General features: G+C 68.8%; 13 protein-coding genes. 6 read left to right on the top strand and 7 right to left on the bottom strand.

Annotation, left to right across the window (positions count from 1 at the left end):
• Positions 1–21: 21 nt before the first annotated feature.
• Together paaZ and OG289_RS09465 are read left to right on the top strand one after the other, a co-directional pair.
• The gene (paaZ, locus tag OG289_RS09470; RefSeq protein ID WP_327313578.1) at positions 22–1,635 is read left to right on the top strand and encodes a phenylacetic acid degradation bifunctional protein PaaZ; all 1,614 of its coding nucleotides are present in this window, start codon (positions 22–24) and stop codon (positions 1,633–1,635) included.
• Positions 1,636–1,972: 337 nt separating this feature from the next.
• Positions 1,973–3,577 (top strand): bifunctional 3-(3-hydroxy-phenyl)propionate/3-hydroxycinnamic acid hydroxylase, encoded by a 1,605-nt coding sequence (locus OG289_RS09465; protein WP_327313577.1) that lies wholly within the window; start codon positions 1,973–1,975, stop codon positions 3,575–3,577.
• A gap of 249 nt (positions 3,578–3,826) precedes the next feature.
• Here the strand turns inward: OG289_RS09465 and OG289_RS09460 are convergent, their stop codons facing one another.
• The gene (locus tag OG289_RS09460; RefSeq protein ID WP_327313576.1) at positions 3,827–5,311 is read right to left on the bottom strand and encodes an APC family permease; all 1,485 of its coding nucleotides are present in this window, start codon (positions 5,309–5,311) and stop codon (positions 3,827–3,829) included.
• Between the two features lie 85 nt (positions 5,312–5,396).
• Complete coding sequence (locus tag OG289_RS09455; RefSeq protein WP_327313575.1) at positions 5,397–7,052, bottom strand: amidohydrolase; 1,656 nt, start codon at positions 7,050–7,052, stop codon at positions 5,397–5,399.
• A 185-nt stretch (positions 7,053–7,237) separates the two neighbouring features.
• On the opposite strand from OG289_RS09455, the gene OG289_RS09450 reads away from it, so the two are divergent.
• Both OG289_RS09450 and OG289_RS09445 read left to right on the top strand, forming a co-directional pair.
• Positions 7,238–7,849 carry a TetR/AcrR family transcriptional regulator gene (locus OG289_RS09450; protein ID WP_327313574.1) on the top strand — a complete coding sequence of 204 codons (612 nt, stop codon included), beginning with the start codon at positions 7,238–7,240 and terminating at the stop codon, positions 7,847–7,849.
• A gap of 63 nt (positions 7,850–7,912) precedes the next feature.
• On the top strand, positions 7,913–8,155 hold the full coding sequence (locus tag OG289_RS09445; protein WP_327313573.1) for an MBL fold metallo-hydrolase: 243 nt from the start codon (positions 7,913–7,915) through the stop codon (positions 8,153–8,155).
• An 81-nt stretch (positions 8,156–8,236) separates the two neighbouring features.
• Here OG289_RS09445 and OG289_RS09440 read toward each other — a convergent pair whose 3' ends face one another.
• From OG289_RS09440 to OG289_RS09420, 5 genes are all read right to left on the bottom strand, one after another.
• Entirely contained in the window at positions 8,237–9,448 is a 1,212-nt protein-coding gene (locus OG289_RS09440) for a cytochrome P450 (protein WP_327313572.1), read from the bottom strand.
• A 49-nt stretch (positions 9,449–9,497) separates the two neighbouring features.
• Entirely contained in the window at positions 9,498–9,950 is a 453-nt protein-coding gene (locus tag OG289_RS09435) for a flavodoxin domain-containing protein (RefSeq protein WP_327313571.1), read from the bottom strand.
• A 1-nt stretch (position 9,951) separates the two neighbouring features.
• Entirely contained in the window at positions 9,952–11,229 is a 1,278-nt protein-coding gene (locus OG289_RS09430) for an FAD-dependent oxidoreductase (protein ID WP_327313570.1), read from the bottom strand.
• A 153-nt stretch (positions 11,230–11,382) separates the two neighbouring features.
• Entirely contained in the window at positions 11,383–12,855 is a 1,473-nt protein-coding gene (locus OG289_RS09425) for an APC family permease (protein WP_327313569.1), read from the bottom strand.
• Positions 12,856–13,041: 186 nt separating this feature from the next.
• Positions 13,042–14,025: a C-terminal binding protein gene (locus OG289_RS09420; RefSeq protein ID WP_327313568.1), complete on the bottom strand. Its 984-nt coding sequence runs from the start codon at positions 14,023–14,025 to the stop codon at positions 13,042–13,044.
• 220 nt (positions 14,026–14,245) lie between these two features.
• On the opposite strand from OG289_RS09420, the gene OG289_RS09415 reads away from it, so the two are divergent.
• Together OG289_RS09415 and OG289_RS09410 are read left to right on the top strand one after the other, a co-directional pair.
• Positions 14,246–15,172, top strand: coding sequence for a LysR family transcriptional regulator (locus tag OG289_RS09415; RefSeq protein ID WP_327313567.1), 927 nt, complete (start codon positions 14,246–14,248; stop codon positions 15,170–15,172).
• Positions 15,173–15,404: 232 nt separating this feature from the next.
• Positions 15,405–17,027, top strand: coding sequence for a flavin-containing monooxygenase (locus OG289_RS09410; protein ID WP_327313566.1), 1,623 nt, complete (start codon positions 15,405–15,407; stop codon positions 17,025–17,027).
• Positions 17,028–17,051 lie beyond the last annotated feature (24 nt).

Raw genomic sequence — 17,051 nt, 5'->3', positions numbered from 1 at the left:
CTGCCCTGACTCAACGAGTCCATGAACCGGCCCACCGACGAAAGCGGTTGTCAGCCCATGCTCCAGAGCTACTTGCAGGACACCTGGGTCACTCCCAAGGCAACGCCGGAGTCGGCGGCCGGCGTACACGACGCGGTCACCGGGGACCTGGTCTGCCACGTCTCCTCCCAAGGCCTCGACCTCGCGGGGGCGTTCGGCCACGCACGCCGCGTCGGCGGCCCGGCCCTGCGCGCCCTGTCCTTCCACCAACGAGCCGACCTCCTGGACGCGGTCGCCGCTGCCGTCCGGGCCCGCCGCGAGGAGCTCTACGCCCTGTCGGCCCGTGCTGGAGCCACGTTGCCGGACGCCCGGTACGACGTCGACGGCGGCATCCGTGTCCTGCGCGACTACTCCGCGCGAGCACGCGCCGAACTGCCGGATGCACCGATCCTGGTCGAGGGACCCGCCGAACGCCTGGCCCGGGGCGAGGACTTCCTGGGCGTCCATCTCGTCACGCCCTCACCGGGCCTGATGCTCCAGGTGAACGCCTTCAACTTCCCCGTCTGGGCCCCGCTGGAGAAGCTGGCGCAGTCGGTGCTGGCCGGTATGCCCACGGCGGTCAAACCCGCCACCCCCACCGCGTACCTCACCGCACAGCTCGTCCGGATCATCACGGATGCCGACGTCCTTCCGCCTGGAGCCCTGCAGCTGGTCGTGGGCTCGGTACGGCCGGCGCTCGACCTGCTGGGAGAACAGGACGTGCTCTCCTTCACCGGCTCGGCCGCCACCGCCGAGGCCCTGCGCACGCACCCGAACCTGGTCACCCGTTCCGTCCGGTTCAACGCGGAGGCCGACTCCGTCAACGCCATCGTCCTCGCCCCGGACGTCACACCCGGCTCACCGCTCTTCGAGGCGTTCGTGCGGGAGGTCGTGACCGAGATGACGGTCAAGGCGGGCCAGAAGTGCACCGCGATCCGCCGTGTCCTCGTCCCCCGCGCACACGAGTCCGCAGCCCTCGACGCGATCTCCGCCGGGCTGGCCGGGGTGACCATCGGCAACCCCTCCTCGGACGGCGTGCGGATGGGAGCGGTCGTCAGCCTCGCGCAACGCGACGACGTACGCCGGGCCGTCCGCAAGATCGCCGAGTCCGGCCGCTTCGTTCACGGCGACCCCGACAAGGTCCGGGTGGTCGACGCCGACCCGGACCGCGGAGCCTTCCTGGGAACGCTCCTGATCTCCGCGGACCCTGATGCCCCGGCACCTCACGAGGTCGAGCCGTTCGGACCGGCCGCGACCGTGCTGGCGTACCGCGACACGGCTCACGCCACGGACCGGGTGGTGCGCGGTCGGGGCAGCCTCGCTGCCTCGGTGGTCAGCGACGACCTCTCCTGGACGACCGCCTTCCTCCAGGACGTGGCCCCCTGGCACGGACGGCTCCACCTGCTGGACTCGACGAACATGGCGCAGACAACCGGCCACGGATCCCCACTGCCCGCCCTGAGACACGGCGGACCCGGTCGCGCCGGCGGAGGATCGGAGATGGCGGGCACCCGCGGCGTCGTCGACCTGATGCAGCGAACGGCACTCCAGGCCTCTCCACGGCTGCTCAACACGCTGCACGCCGCGCCGCCCTCCCCGGGGGGCGAATCCCTGTGATCGCCGCGGTCGGCTCCCGCAGGCGTCGCTCTTCGAGCACCTGTGGCACTGCGCTCATTCCGTACGACAGGCTGCGCCTGACCGCAGCCGCCGGGGGAATGAAACGGGGCGAGGCTGGATTGCGCGTATCTCGCACCGACGCTGCGGCTCGACCGCACTCGGCGACGCTGCGGGCGCGTTCACACCATGGCCCACGGGTGACTCCGACCGGCCGAACGCCGGTGCGCTTCGGGCCCGTGCCGTCGCGCAGGCTGGATGAGGGAACGCGGCCCCCGGACATGCCGACACTCGGTTCAACGCCCTGCCACAGCTGGTTTCGATCCGGAAAGGTCCGCACGTGACCGACGTATTTGACGCTGACGTGGTGATCGTGGGCCTTGGCCCTGTCGGCGCCACGGCCGCGAACCTGGCTCACGACCTTGGTCTCCGAGTCGAGGCATTCGATCGAGCCGCACACATCGAAACCCGGCCCCGTGCCATTGGATTCGATCACGAAGCCATGCGTGTCTTCGCCGGCTTCGGCCTGGCCGACGCGATAGCGGATCACATCATGCCCTACCGGCCGTCCGAGTATCACAACGGCAGCGGGCAGGTCATCAAGCGCATCGGCACCGCACCACCACCTCACCCCCTCGGATGGGCACCCAACTACGTCTTCCTCCAGCCACAGCTGGAAGGCGCGCTGCGTCAGCGCCTCGATCGGTCGGACAACGTACAGGTGCATCTCGGCACCGAGGTGACGGACGTACAACTCGCCGACGACAGCGCCACCGTGGAGGTGGTCGACGCGACGGGGCGCCGGCGCACGCTGCGCGCGCGGTATGTGCTGGCCTGCGACGGCGGCAGCAGTCCTTTGCGAAGGCGGTTGGGCCTGAGCATGGACGACTTGGAGTTCGACCAGCCGTGGCTGGTCGTGGACCTGTTGCTGCGCCACGGCGCGGGAGCACAGCTGCCACGGACGAACGTCCAGTACTGCGAGACAGCGCGTCCGAGCACGTTCATCGTGGGCCCGGGGAACCATCGCCGGTGGGAATTCATGATCAACCCCGATGAACGTCCCGACGACGTGTCCAACCCGGACTTCATTCGCACTCTGCTGTCGCGATGGCTGGCTCCCAGCGACTATGACCTGTGGCGAGCGGCCACCTACCGCTTCCATGCCCTGGTCCTCAAACAGTGGCGCAGGCAGGGCTTGTTCTTCCTGGGCGATGCCGCACACATGACCCCACCGTTCCTGGCGCAGGGCATGTGCCAAGGGATCCGCGACGCGTCAAACCTGATGTGGAAGCTGGCCCTTCACTCGCGTGGCGACACCTCCGAACGTCTCTTGGACACGTATCAGCGCGAGCGCGCCCCGCACGTACGACACGTGACACTCGTCGCCAAGGAGTTCGGCCACGTGATCTGCGAGCGCGACGAGGCCACCGCCGCCAAGCGGGACGCAGACCTGCTGGCAGAACTGAAGGCCACGCCGGAAGGAACCATCCGCCAGTCTCTGATCCCAGGACTGCTGGCGGGCTTCCTCGCACCGGAACATTTCCCCGCGCGCGGCGACATTCTTCCGCAACCGACAGTGACCGACAGCCGGGACAGGACCGGGCTGCTCGACGAGTACGCCGGGAGCACCTTCCGGCTGGTGATCCGGCACGACACGGACGAAGCCGCAGCCGAGTCGGCCATGCGCGCGCACCGGGCGGAAGGTGGATTCCCGATCCGCGTCGTCCGTCTGGTCGCCGAGACGCCGGCCGGCCAGGACGAATACCGCGAGGAAGACCACCTCCTGGACGCGTGGATGCGTCGACACTCGTGCGAAGCGGTGCTCGCTCGTCCTGACCACTACGTGTTCGGTGGTGTTCATTCGACGAGCGACACCAGCCTCCTGCTCGCAACTGCTCGCGAGCAGCTGCACGACACCGGTAACTGTTGTCCTGACATCGGTTGATTGCGCGGTTCCCCGTCCACGCCGCAACATGGGACTCGGCCCACTGACCAAGGCCGAGTGGCCGTCGATACACCACCTCGGCGGACGTGACCGAGCCGGCTTCTTGTGGCGCCCGAGAATCATGAGGATGCACCGTCTCGTGGTCGGATGCGTGGCAGCGGGGCGTGGTGCCCGGCACGGCGGGCAGGACGGACGTGGTCCGCCGCGGGCGGGAAGTCGCCTCCGTGTGCCGGGGGCGGGCGGCGTCGATCAGTCGATGTCGGTGGTGGCGAGCTTGGCGTAGACCTCGGGCCTGGTGCGGCGGATGCGGAGGGCGACGAACACGCCTGTCAGGAACAGGGCCGGGGTGAGCGCGGCGAGCGTCCAGTTGACGGCAGGACCGGCGCCGGTGAACAGGTCGAGGCGCTCGCAGACCAGCCCCGTGGTCAGGGTGAGGAGGATGCCTGCGGATGCTGGTGCGACCAGGGTGCGCAGGCGTCCCTCGCCCCGCGTGGCGGGGTTGCGGCGGAAGAAAGCCACCACGGCGAAGGCGGCCAGGGCCTGCAGGACCAGGATGCCGACCACGCCGGGGGTGTTCACCCAGAGGAAGAACTGGTTGTAGGGGTGGACGCCGATCGCGGCGAAGACGGCGACGACAACGACGGCCAGGGCGCTCTGGGCGATGCCGGCGATCCATGGCGAGCCGTGGCGCGGGTGGACCTTGCCCAGGGTGGCGGGAGCGACCCGTTCGGCGGACAGCGCGTAGGCGTAGCGGGTGATGGCGTTGTGGAAGGAGAGCAGCGCGGCCAGCAGGCTGGTGATGATCAGGATGCGCTGGAGGTCGGTGGCCCAGCCGCCGACGTAGCGGGTCATGGCGGTGAAGAACATCTCGGCCGGGTTCTGTGCGGCTGCCCCGACCGCCTGGTCGCTGCCGAAGGCCTGCACGATGACCCAGGTGATGAAGGTGTAGAAGAGGCCGAGGAAGCCGACGGCGAGGTAGGTGGCGCGGGGGACGGTGCGGTCGGGGTTCCGGGCTTCTTCGCGGTAGATGGCGGTGGCCTCGAAGCCGATGAAGGCCGCGACGGCGAGGCCCAGCGGACCGCTCATCTTCGAGGTGAAGACGTTGGAGGGGGCGAAGGAGTCCAGGGTCAGCCCGTGCGCCCCGCCCTTGATGAGAATCGCGACGGCGAGCAGCAGCAGGACGGCCGTCTCCGCGACGAGGAGGAGAGCCAGGACTTTGGCCCCGAAGTTGATCGAGCGGAAGCCGAGGAACCACACGACGGCGATCCCCGCGAAGGCGTACACCGGCCAGGGCAGGTCGACGCCGAGGAGGTCGTTCATAGTGGAGGCGGAGAAGAAGCCGAAGGCCCCGAACACGCCGATCTGCAGGGCGTTGTAGGAGAACAGGGCGAGCAGCGCCGCGCCGAGCCCGGCCGGGCGGCCGAGCCCGCGGGCGACGTACGCGTAGAACGCTCCCGCGTTGCGGATGTACGGCGTCATCGCGGTGAAGCCGACCGCGAACAGGCACAGCAGGACACCGACGCCGACATAGGCGGCCGGGGCTCCGATGCCGCCGAAGAGGATGGCGAGGGGGGCGACGCCGGCCATCACGGTGAGCGGGGCGGCCGCGGCGGCGACGAAGAAGACGATGTCGGCGACGCCGAGGGTGCCGCGCTGGAGGTGAGGGCTTGTCTCGGGCCCCGCGGGCTGCGGGGATCGGGGTTGGGCTGCGGTGGGGACTTGAGGCTCGGTCATGGAAGGTCTCCGCGTGATACGTGTGATCGAGGGAGGGAGCGTGGTGTCCCGGACACGCGGGGCCGGTCGTGGCGACGACGGACGGCTATCGTCTCCCGGCGGGAACGTGTTCGGAAGGGGCGGCCAGGTGGGTGGGCCGACCGGCGAGCCAGGTGCCCAGGACGGGCAGGCCCGCGAGCGCGGCAGGTGCGGTCTCGACCGGGTCGGCGGCGAGATGCACCAGGTCGGCGCGCATGCCGGGGCGCAGGACGCCCCATTCCTTCTCCTCGAACGCCTGATGGGCGCATCCGGCGGAGTAGGCGGTCAGAGCGGTCTCGATGTCGATCCGCTCCTCGGGGAGCCAGCCGCCGTCGGGGGTCCCGTCGGGCGTCTGGCGGGTCACGGCGGTGGCGATGCCCCGCAGTGGCTCATGGGCGGTGACCGGCCAGTCACTGCCGAAGGAGACCCGGGCACCGGAGGCGAGCAGGGCGGCGATCTGGTACTGCCGCCTGCCGCGCTCGGGGCCGATCCTCGGCAGGGTGAGCTCGGTCATCAGAGGGTCCGACTGGGCCCACAGCGGCTGGAGGCTGGCGATCACCCCGAGTTCGGCGAAGCGCGGCAGGTCGGTGGGGTGGATCAGCTGGGCGTGGGCGATGACGGGGCGGCGGTTGCGGGGGCCGTTGATCCGGGCCGCGGCCTCGATGACGTCGAGGGCGGTGCGGACCCCGCCGTCGCCGATGGCGTGGATGTGTGGCCGGAATCCGAGCGCGTCCACCGCGGTGACGGCCTCGGTGAGTTCCCGGGACGACCAGTTGGCGATGCCGTGCGAGTGCGCGCAGTCGGTGTAGGGCTCCAGCAGGGCGGCGGTGCCCGACTCGATGACGCCGTCGGCGAAGAATTTGACGGTACGGGCGGTGAGCAGTCCGGGCGCCGCGCTCTCCACGCGGTCCCGGTCGGCCGCGAAACGGGCGATCCGCTCGCGCCAGCCGTCGGGTTCCAGAGTGAAGGCGAGGTCGGCGCGGACGGGCAGACCCGGCTCCGTGGTCGCGGCGGCGATCCAGACGTCGACGTGGTGCGGTTCGACCCAGGCATCCTGCACCCAGGTCACCCCAGCGGCGGCGAACCGGGCAGCGGCCTCCCGCAGCGCGGCCACCTGCGCCTCGTGGGACGCCGGGGGGATGAGGGCGAGTACGGGGCTCAGTGCGCCGAACTCGCGCAGGGTCCCCAGCGGTTGACTGGATCCCTCCCGGCGCAGGATCTCGCCGCCGTCGGGATCGGGGGTGTTTGCCGTGTACCCGGCGCGGCGCAGCGCCTCGCTGTTCACCCAGGCCGTGTGGTGGTCCATGGTGCGCAGGACGACAGGGCGGTCGGGGACGGCGGCGTCCAGCCACCGTGCGTCGAACCGGCCGTCGGGTGCCAGCCACGGGTCGAAGCCGTCGCCGCTGATCCACTCGGCTTCGGGGTGCTCTGCGGCCCAGTGCCGTACGGCCTCGACGATGTCCTCGGCGCTTTCACGGTCCCGGACCGGAACCCCACGCAGTCCCAGCCCGCCCATCACGGGATGCACATGGCTGTCGCCGAAGGCGGGGAGCAGTGCGCCGCCCGCCAGATCGACGACGGTGGTGTGAGGACCCCGGGCGGCCAGCGCAGCCGCCCCCAGGGCGCTGATCCGGCCGTCCACGACGGCGAGGGCCTCGTGGACGAGGGCGTCCGAGGCTCCCGTACGGACGGTCCCGCCGGTGAAGACGATGTCGGCATGCATGGGTGTGACGGCGCCCTTCTCTCACCCGACCGCTTAATTGAAAGGCGTTCGGTTTCGGGTAATGTAGACGCCGCCCGTGATAACGGGAAGAGTTTTACTGAAAGGCATTCGGTAACGTCTGGGTTACGGCGAGGGCTGAGTGCTCCGACAGGCTCGGACCCGCGACACAACAGCGAGGAGCGCCCGTGGCACGGCCACGCACCCCCCTACTCGACCGTCGGCGCATTGGTGCCGCAGCATTGGCACTGGCCGACGAGAAGGGCACCCTGACCATCCCCGCCCTCGCCACGGCTCTCGGCGTGGCACCCTCCGCGCTCTACCACCACGTGTCCGGGCGGGACGAGATCATCTCCCTCATGCGCGAAGAACTCGTGCTCACGACCGGCGGCGACAAGGACTGGTCACAACCCTGGGACCGAGGCCTGGAGGACTGGGCACGCACCTACCTCTCCGCCTTCGCCGCCCACCCGGGAGCGGTCCCCCTGCTCGCCACCGCACCACTCGCCGAACCCTTCATGCACACGATGTACGAAAAGGTCGCCGAACTCCTCCTCACAGGCGGATTCGCCGAGGGCCAGGTCATGCCTGTGATCACCGCCCTGGAGAGCTTTGTCCTCGGCTCCGCCCTCGACCTGGTGGCGCCCTCCGTGATGCTCTCCGACGTCGCCCGCGACACCGTCCCACACCTCAGCATCGCCCTCGACCACACACCCACCGATCAGAGCCGGGCCGCGCGTGCTTTCGACATCGGCCTGCACGCCCTGCTCACCGGCTTCCGTGACCTGCTCGACCACTGAGGGAAGCGCACAAGACCTCCCAGTCGTGCAGTCCCCACGACGACCAGATCCCAGGAGCCGCTTATGCCCGCCATGATTCCTGTCCTGACCACCGGCTACGCCCACGACCGCGTCGCCAGCACCGTTACCCTGCCCACCGAGAGTGACGCGGTGGTCGTCGTCGACCCCGGCATGGTCGCGGACCGTCGGCTCATCCTCGGCCCGCTCGCCGAATTCGGCATTGCGCCCCAGGAGGTGACCGACGTGGTCTTCAGCCATCACCACCCGGACCACACCCTGAACGCAGCCCTCTTCCCGGAAGCCTGATTCCACGACCACATGGCCGTCTATCGCGACGACATCTGGGAGGACCGGGACGCCGACGGCCGCCCCGGCCGACGGTCCGGCTCACGTCAGCCGGACGGGCAGCTTGTCGAACGCGACCAGACGATCGGTGCGGACCTCGGAGGGCTCGCCGACGAGTTCGACCGAGGAGTACCGCTCGGCGACGAGGCCGAGGATCACACTGGTCTCGGCCCGTGCCAGCAACTGCCCGGCGCAGGCGTGGGTACCGAGCCCGAAAGTGAGGTTCCGGCTTGCCTCCGGTGGACGGTTGTAGTCGAACTCGTCGGGCTTCTCGAATACAGCGGGGTCCCGGTTCGCGGCGCCGATCGGGTACTTGATGCACGAGCCGGCCGGGATCCGCACGCCCTGGATCTCGATGTCCTCGTTCGGGAAGCGCGTGATGATGAGTTCCACCGGGTTCAGCCGTGCCAGCTCGTTGATGAAGGCGTCCCGGATCTCCGGCCGCTGCCCGAACTCCGCCATCAGGTCCGGTCGTTCGGCGAACAGCTTGAATCCGGCACCGATGAGGTAGGCGGGGTTCGGGCCGCCCGACATGTACAGCAGGACGGTGGTCTCCAGGACTTCGCGCCAGGTGAGCTCACCGCGCGAGTGGGCCGCGAGGAGCTCGTCGACCAGCCCGTTTCCGGGCTCCTCCGCGCTCTGCTTCTCTCGCACGTACCGCTCCGTCTCGGCGAACATGAAGTTCATGCCGGCCAGTGATCTGGCGTGGATGCCCTCGCCCGGTGCGGTCGCGTTGATGAGCATCGCGTCCCACAGGGCCCAGAACATCCCCTCCACGTCACCGACGGGCATGTCGAGGATGCGACACATCGTGAGGTGGGTCGGCATCACGCCGAGGTCGAAGTGGGCGTCCACCACCTCGCCCGGGGTGAGCCGGTCGAGCGCCTCGGCCGTGAAGTCATGCGTCGACCGGGCCCAGGTGCCGATCATCTTCGGCGTCAGCCAGCGGTTCGTCAGGCGTCGCATCCTGGTGTGCTCCGGTGCGTCCTTCGACAGGACCGTGTTGTCGAACGCGGTCCACGGGTGCGGCGGCCCGCCGGGGGCGGCGAAGGAGGGCGGCTCCGCGATCCGCATACAGGGCAGTTTCGCGTTGTGCATGGTGTCCGCGTGGTTCAGCACCACATACGTGTTCTCCGTGGTCCGGTGCACCGGCGCGATCGCCCGCGCCCGCTCGTAGGCCGGGTACGGGTCGGCCCGGAATCCCTCGTCGTTCCACGGGAACAGCGCCGAGGCGTCCTCGATGGTCAAGCTCATCTGCGGTCACTCCTTCGAATCTGGCGAATCTGGGCAGGCCGAGGCAGCGTCAGGCGGGCATGAGGGCCAGGAGGTCACGGGCCCATGCCTCGGCGAGTTCCGTGGCGGGGGTGGTCGAGGCCGCGTCGTGCCTGGCCGTGGTTCCGATCTGTTCCGCGCCGAGCTCCAGGAGCGCCGTGCGGAGGGTCTCGATCGCGTTGTTGAACGTCTCGTAGACGCTGTCGCCGAGTCCGAACGCCGCGAACCTCACACCGGTCAGGTCGGGGCGCTCCGCCATGAGGGCGTCGTAGAAGGGCGCAGCAGTCTCCGGCAGTCCACCCTCCCCGTAGGTGGAACTGACGAACACCGCGATGTGCATGTCGGCCAGGTCGGAAACCTCGACGTCGGTCAGCTCCGCGGTGACGGTCTCGAATCCCTGGTCGCCGAAGGCGGCAGCGATGTCGTCCGCGACCATTTCGGCGTTGCCCGACTCGGTCCCGAACAGGACGTGTACGACAGTCATTTCACTTCTCCTGTGTTGCCGGTGGCCCAGTAGTGGCCAGCGGGATGGAAGGCAGGGCATCGGAACCCGCCGCTGCGGCGAGGAGTCCGTCCCGGGTAGTGAACTTGGTACGGCACCTGTCGGGCCGGGCACGCCGGATCTCGGCGTCGTCGATGCGCTGCCATGCCTGGAAGCTCACGGTCGAGGCGGGCAGGTGGCCGCGGAGCCCGTCCAGGCCCGGACGGTGCCGCGGTTCCTGGCCGCGCAGGAAGGCGAGGACGCCCTTCGCCGTGTCTGCCGCCAGCTTCCGGTTCTCCGCCAGGTTGCCCAGGCGGCCGGTGGCCGGACCGCCCACCCGGAAGACGTTCGGAGCCTCAAGGCCGGCGAACTGCGCCAGCTGTGCCGAAGAGGTGTCGAACCCGAGCGCCGTGATGACGGTGTCGGCGTCGAGATGGTCGACCAGGTCGCTGTCGCCTGTACGGTGCGTCGTCACGCGGATGCGGCCGTCGTGCCGCCGAATGGAGGTCGGCACCTGTTGGAACCGCACGTTCACCGTCGTGCGCGGGGACATCGTGGGCTCATGGAGCAAGGGCGTGCCGTCGACGCTCACCTGGACGCCGACGACTTGGGCGAGTTCCTTCACCATCGACGCGTCCCACTTGGCCAGATGGGACTGACACCGCCCCAGGATGTGAATGGTCCGTACGGGGCTCGGCGCCACTGCGCGCAGTGCGTCGTCGTCGACGTCGGACGCGATGAAGTCCAGGTCGGACTTCGACAGCAGTCGTGCGACATCCACCGCGACGTTCCCGGTGCCGAGGATCACGACTTCGGCACCGAGGCTTTCGAGACCGGCTCGCCGGTGACGCAGGCGGGCGTCCGGGTCCGAGTTCAACAGCCGGACGAGATCTCCTGCGCCTACGACCCGGGCGTCCGGATCCAGGTCGATGTCCAGTTGCCGGTCCGCCCCCAGCCCGGTCGCGAGCACCACCGCGTGGAAGTTCTCGAGAAGGGACTCGAAGTCGATGTCGATCCCGATGGACACGTTCCCGACGAACTCCACTCCCGGCTGTCCGAAGACCCGCTCGAACTGCCGCGACACCGCTTTGGCGCCCTGGTGGTCCGGTGCTATGCCGTACCGGACCAGCCCGAACGGCGTCGGCAGCGAGTCGAAGACGGCGATCTCGACGTCCGGCTGCCCCTTGCGCAGAGCCTGGGCCGCGTAACACCCGCTGGGGCCGGCGCCGACGACCGCGACCCGGAACGGGATCGCGTGCGCTGTCTGTGCCGGAGTTTTCATGGCTACCTCGGTTGCTGCGGAAGGGTTCGACAGGTGCGATGAAACGCGTGACTAACTAACGGTCGTAAGTATAGAAGGCGGGTGCCGACCCCGGTCGGGCGAAGGGCGTGATTGCTTGATCGAGGTCGGCCGGCCGCCGTCAGAGGGAGGTCGTCACAGTTCCTGGCGGCCGATGCGCTGATAGACCTCGGGGCGTCGGCGACGCAGAACGCGTGCGTAGGCCATCCCGGCGAGGAACAGGGCGAACGTGAAGAACAGGAAGAACGAGGTGAAGAAGCCGGAGCCGCCGAGCAGGTCCGAGTAGTTCGTCACCGCGAGGTACGCGACCACGCCGATTCCGGCGGCCGACAGGATTGGTGCCACCGCTGTCTTCCACACGGGCTGGGAGGACGGGTTGTGGCGGAAGTAGAAGAACACCGCCACACTGGCCGCGAACAGGAGCAGCAGGATCGCGAAGGAACCGATTCCGGAGGCACGTGCGTACAGGACGTTCGGGTCGCTGCCCAGCGCCACGAACAGGACCACGCCGATCGCCCACAGCGCACCGATGATGGACGCGGCCGCGTAGGGCGAGCCGTGCTTGGGGTGCACCTTGCCCAGTGCCGTCGGCACCACACCGTCGGTACCGAGGGAGTGCATGTACCGCGCCGTGACGTTGTGGATGGACAGCATCGACGCCAGGATCGAGGTCATCAGCAGGACGGTGACGACGTCCACCACGGTCTTGCCGACCAGCGCGGTCATCGCGTCGGTGAACATCCCGCCCATGTTGGCCGTGGCGGCCGCCTGAGCCTTGTCCGCGCCGGTGAAGGCGATGTAGGCCCACGCGGCCAGGGCGTAGAAGACGCCGATGCCCGCCACGGACAGGTAGGTGGCCCGCGGGATGGTCCTGTCGGGGTCCTTGACCTCCTCGCGGAAGATAACGGTCGCCTCGAAACCGAAGAAGTTGCCGACCACGAACAGGAGGGCGACACCGATGTTGGGGTCGGTGACCCACGGCAGGCTCAGCGAGGCGCCCCCCGCGCCGGACGGGGCCCCGTGCGCGAACGACGCGACATCGAAGATGACGACGACTATGACCTCGAGCACCATGACCGCGGTCAGCACCTTCGCCGAGAGGTCGATGCGCCGGTAGGCGAGAGCGGTGGTCACCGCGACGATCGCCAGCGCATACCAGCCCCAGCCGATGTGGGGACCGCCGAGGTTCTTCTCCACGTAGCCCTGGATGGTGATGGCGAAGAACGGTGGGGCGAAGAACCCGATCATGAAGTAGCCGAAGGTCGCCAGGAGCGCGCCGCCCAGACCGGCCGAGCGGCCGAGTCCCTGTGTCACGAAGGCGTAGAAGCCGCCGGGGTTCGGAACGGTACGGCCCATCACGGTGAAGCCCACACAGAAGGCCAGGAGTATGACCGTGGCCACGATGTAGATCGCCGGCCCGGTCTTGCCGCCGAACATCAGCAGCACCGGGATGAACCCCGCCACCGTGGTCAGCGGCGCGGAGAACGCGAGTACGCTCATGGCGAGCTCGCCGACGCCCATGTTGCCCTGCAGATGCCGCGGCTGGTCCACGACCTCCGCCCTTCGTCTTTCACCACTCACGGTGGGGACCTGCTCGTGTCGTGCCATGAGTTTCTCTTCCTGGTGAGGCCCACCGAGCTACCGCGGGGCCGGTTGGGTGTAGGTGTCGCCTCCCCGTGTGATGCCGTCCTCTTCAGGTACGGGCTCACCGCGTGGAGCTCGCTGCGCCGGCACCGATGTCCGCGCAGACGTTCTGGTGTGGGGGAAGGTGGTCGCGGCGGGATGCCGGTCCGGTCAGGTGACCAGGTCCGACAGGGGCCGGCCTGTCAGCGCCTGTCGGGCGCGCAGCACGACGGCCTCCTGGAGTGCGTCCATCGCCAGGTCGGACCGCCACGCGACGTGCGGGGTCATCACCAGGTTCGGCACACCGCGCAGTACGTGGTCCGCCGGCAGCGGCTCGGTCGTGAAGGTGTCCAGACCCGCCCCCGCCAGATGGCCGGACCGCAGCGCGTCCGCCAGAGCGGCCTCGTCGACGAGCCCGCCGCGCGAGACGTTGACGATGACCGAGCGTGGCCGCATACGCCGGATGACCTCGGCCGACACAAGGTTTCGGGTCTCGGCCGACAGCGGCAGGTGCAGCGACACCACGTCGGACTGTTCGAGCAGTTCCCTCAGCGGCGCGGCGGGTACCGAGTCGAAGGTCGCGAACGGGTCGTAGGCGCGCACGTTCGTGCCCAGGGCGGCATACCACCGGGCGACCTGGCGGCCGATCCGGCCCATGCCCACGACCGCGACGTCCAGCTGTGAGAACCGCGGCGTGTCCATCCCGACGCTGCCCGCCCACCGGCCGGCCTCGATGGCCGACTGCCCCGCCGGGATGCGCCGCGCCAGCAGCAGCCCCATGGTGAGCGCGTGCGACGCGACCTCCTCGGTCGCCGCACCCGGCACGATCGCGACCGGCACACCCTTCGTCCGGGCGGCCGTCACGTCGATGTTGTCGTAGCCGATGCCGTATCGCACCACGGCGATGCACTTCTTCATCGCGGCGAAGTCCTGGGCCTCCACGGGCGCGTACGGGGTCACCATGACCACGGTCGCTTCCGGGATCGACGCACGGAACGCCTTCCGGTCCGGCGCCACCACGAAGTCCAGCCCGAACTCCTCGGCCAGCGCCCGCTCCCGCTCCAGGCTCGGGTATTGCTGAGGACCGACAAGGAGCAAACCACCGGCGCGACCGGCGGTGCCGACCGGGATTTCGGTGCTGCTTGCAAGAGACATTTCAACAGCCGCCTAAATCTGTTCGCGGGGAAAGTGAAATGAAACGTAAGGACCGCCGAACTGCCAGTCAACGGGTCCCGCGCCATGGGATCGGAATACGTCCGAACTGGAAACGGTGTGTTGTCGGAACTGGATTAATCTCGTTGCCCCGAGACTCTAGCTAACTAACGGACGTTAGCCTATGGTAGGTGTCGAGCGTCACAAGCGGAGGTGTACGACCGTGAACGTGCGACAACTTCAGGCATTCCTCGCGGTCGCCGAACACCTGCACTTCGGCCGCGCCGCGGAGCAGCTCTTCATGGCCCAGGCGCCCCTGAGCCGAACCATCCAGGCCCTCGAGAGCGAGTTCGGCAGCCGCCTGTTCGAGCGCAACACCCGATCGGTCTCCCTCACTCCCGCCGGCAAAGCCCTCGTGGGGCCGGCCCGTGAGGTGCTCGATGCGGTCGCCGTCGCCGAAGCCGCGGTCAGCGCCGCCGTCTCCGGCGAGTCCGGCACCGTCCGGGTCGAGTTCTGCGGGGTCGCGGCGCATCCTCTGGTGGCCGCCCTCTCCCGCGGCATGCGCGCCGACCACCCCGGCATCCGCCTCGATCTGACCTCACAGGCCGTCTCGAGGCCGACGATCCGCCGCCTGCTGGACGGAGAGGTGGACGTCGGGCTCGGCCGCTTCGACAACCTGCCCCCCGGCCTCGACAGCGAGGTTTTGATCAACGACTCGCTCGTGGTCGCGGTGCCCCGGACCCACCGGCTCGCCGGCTCCCAGGTCGTCTCCTTCCAGGACGTGGCCGCCGAGCCGTTCGTCTCCCTGCCCTACGCCACCGGATCGGTCACCACCGACCGGCTGTGGCGCCTCGGCTACGCCCACGGCACCGGCGGCATCAACAACGTCCAGTTCGCTCCCGACACCTCCTCCTGTCTGGCGCTGGTCGGGGCCGAGGTCGGCTGCCATCTCGCCCTGCGATCCGTCTCCCGCTCGACGGCCAATCCCAACGTCGTCTTCGTCCCGCTCACCCGACGCGAATGCGAACTCGTACCCGACGTCCACCTGCGCGCGGCGTGGCGATCCGCGTCCGCCGACCCACCCGTCGAAGCCGCACTCGGCCACCTGCGCCGCTACCTGCAGCGCGAACGCTCGTCCGCCGTCGCCTGAAACACTCTCGTCGCCGCATTGATCATTTCAGTTCCGGAAACAATCGTCCGCCACCTTCGCATCAATTCCATCTGGCGATCAACATTTCCCGGACGTAACGTCACGTTGTCGAAATCGCACTCGACTCCCATCCGGCAATCCAGGCGTAACAAATGACCGTGTGTCAGCGCCTGCGTCCGCCCTGCCGGTCGAGTCGCTTTTCTGTGCGCGAGATCCCGCAAAGGAGCAATACATGGGCAGCGAAGAAACCGTGCGTGAAATCGATGCGCTCGTCGTGGGAACCGGCATGGGCGGCGTCATGGCACTGCGCACCCTCACCGCCGACGCCGGCCTCGACGCGATCGCCATCGACAAGGCGCCGAAGGTCGGCGGTACCTGGTACTGGAACCGCTACCCGGGGGCGCTCTCCGACACGCAGAGCTTCATGTACCAGCTGCCCTATGACAGGGAACTGTTCCAGCGGACCGACTGGCGCACCCGCTACGTCCCCGGCCCCGAGATCCGCCGGTACGTCGAGGACGCCGTCGACTTCTGGGACCTGCGCTCCCGGATCCAGCTGGAGACCAGCCTGCTCCGCGCGGCCTTCGACGAGGAGAGCGCACGCTGGCACGTCGTCACCGACAAGGGGGAGTTCCGCGCCCGCTTCCTCATCACCGCCGCCGGCCTGCTCTCCCGGATCAACATCCCCGACTTCCCCGGCATCGACCGGTTCGAGGGCCGCATCGTCCACACCGCCGACTGGCCAGAGGACCTCGACATCACGGGCTTGCGCATCGGCGTGATCGGCAACGGCTCCACCGGCATCCAGTTCATGACCGAGGCCGCCAAAACCGTCGCCCACCTGACCTCGTTCCAGCGCACCGCGCAGTACACCGTCCCGGCCGGCAACCGCGAGTGGTCCGAGGCCGAGCTGGAGCAGTTCAAGGCCACCTGCGAGGACCGCTGGGAGGAGTTCCGCACCTCCAAGATCGGCTTCGGTGTCGACGAGACCACGCGCAGCATCTGGAGTGTCTCGGAGGAGGAGCGCGAGGCCATCTTCGAGTGGGCCTGGCGCAAGGGCGGCAACTACACCTTCGCCAACGAGACCTTCTGCGACGTCACCAGCGACCGCGCCGCCAACGAGCTCGCCGCCGACTTCATCAAGCGGAAGATCAAGGAGATCGTCAAGGACCCGGAGACGGCACGCAAGCTCACCCCGACCGAGCTGTTCGCTCGGCGCCCCATCTGCGACTCCGGCTACTTCGAGATCTTCAACCAGCCCAACGTCACCCTCGTCAGCACCCGGGAGAACCCCATCGAGGAGTTCGTGGCCGACGGCATCGTCACCCAGGACGGCACCCTTCACGAGCTGGACGTCCTGATCCTGGCCACCGGCTTCGACGCCGTCGAGGGCAGCTACCGGAACATGGACATCCGCGGCATCGGCGGCAGGACCCTCAAGGAGCACTGGGCCGACGCCCCCCGCAGTCACATGGGCATGACCGTGTCCGGCTTCCCGAACCTGTTCATGGTCCTCGGACCCAACGGCCCGTTCGTCAACAACCCCTCCGGCATCGGCGTCCAGGCCAAGTGGATCGCCCAGGCCGTCAAGAGCGTCAGGGACACCCCCGGCGCCTCGATCTGGCTGCGCGAGGAGGCCGAGGAGAACTGGCTGCGGACCTGCCTCGACGAGCTCAAGGGCTCCCTGTTCCTGGAGACCGGCTCCTGGATCTTCGGCAACAACATCCCCGGCAAACGCAAGGCCCGCACCGCCAACTTCTACGTCGGCGGTCTCGACAAGTACATCGCGATCTCCGAGGCCGAAGCGGCCCAGGGATATCCCAGCTACGAGGTCCGCGTCCCGTCCGCGGTCTGACCCCCCACCCCCGCAAGCGGTTTG

Source organism: Streptomyces sp. NBC_01235, from assembly GCF_035989285.1.
GTDB lineage: Bacteria > Actinomycetota > Actinomycetes > Streptomycetales > Streptomycetaceae > Streptomyces.
The sequence above is the reverse complement of the archived record's forward strand: the minus strand, read 5'-3'. Positions and strand labels throughout refer to the sequence as shown.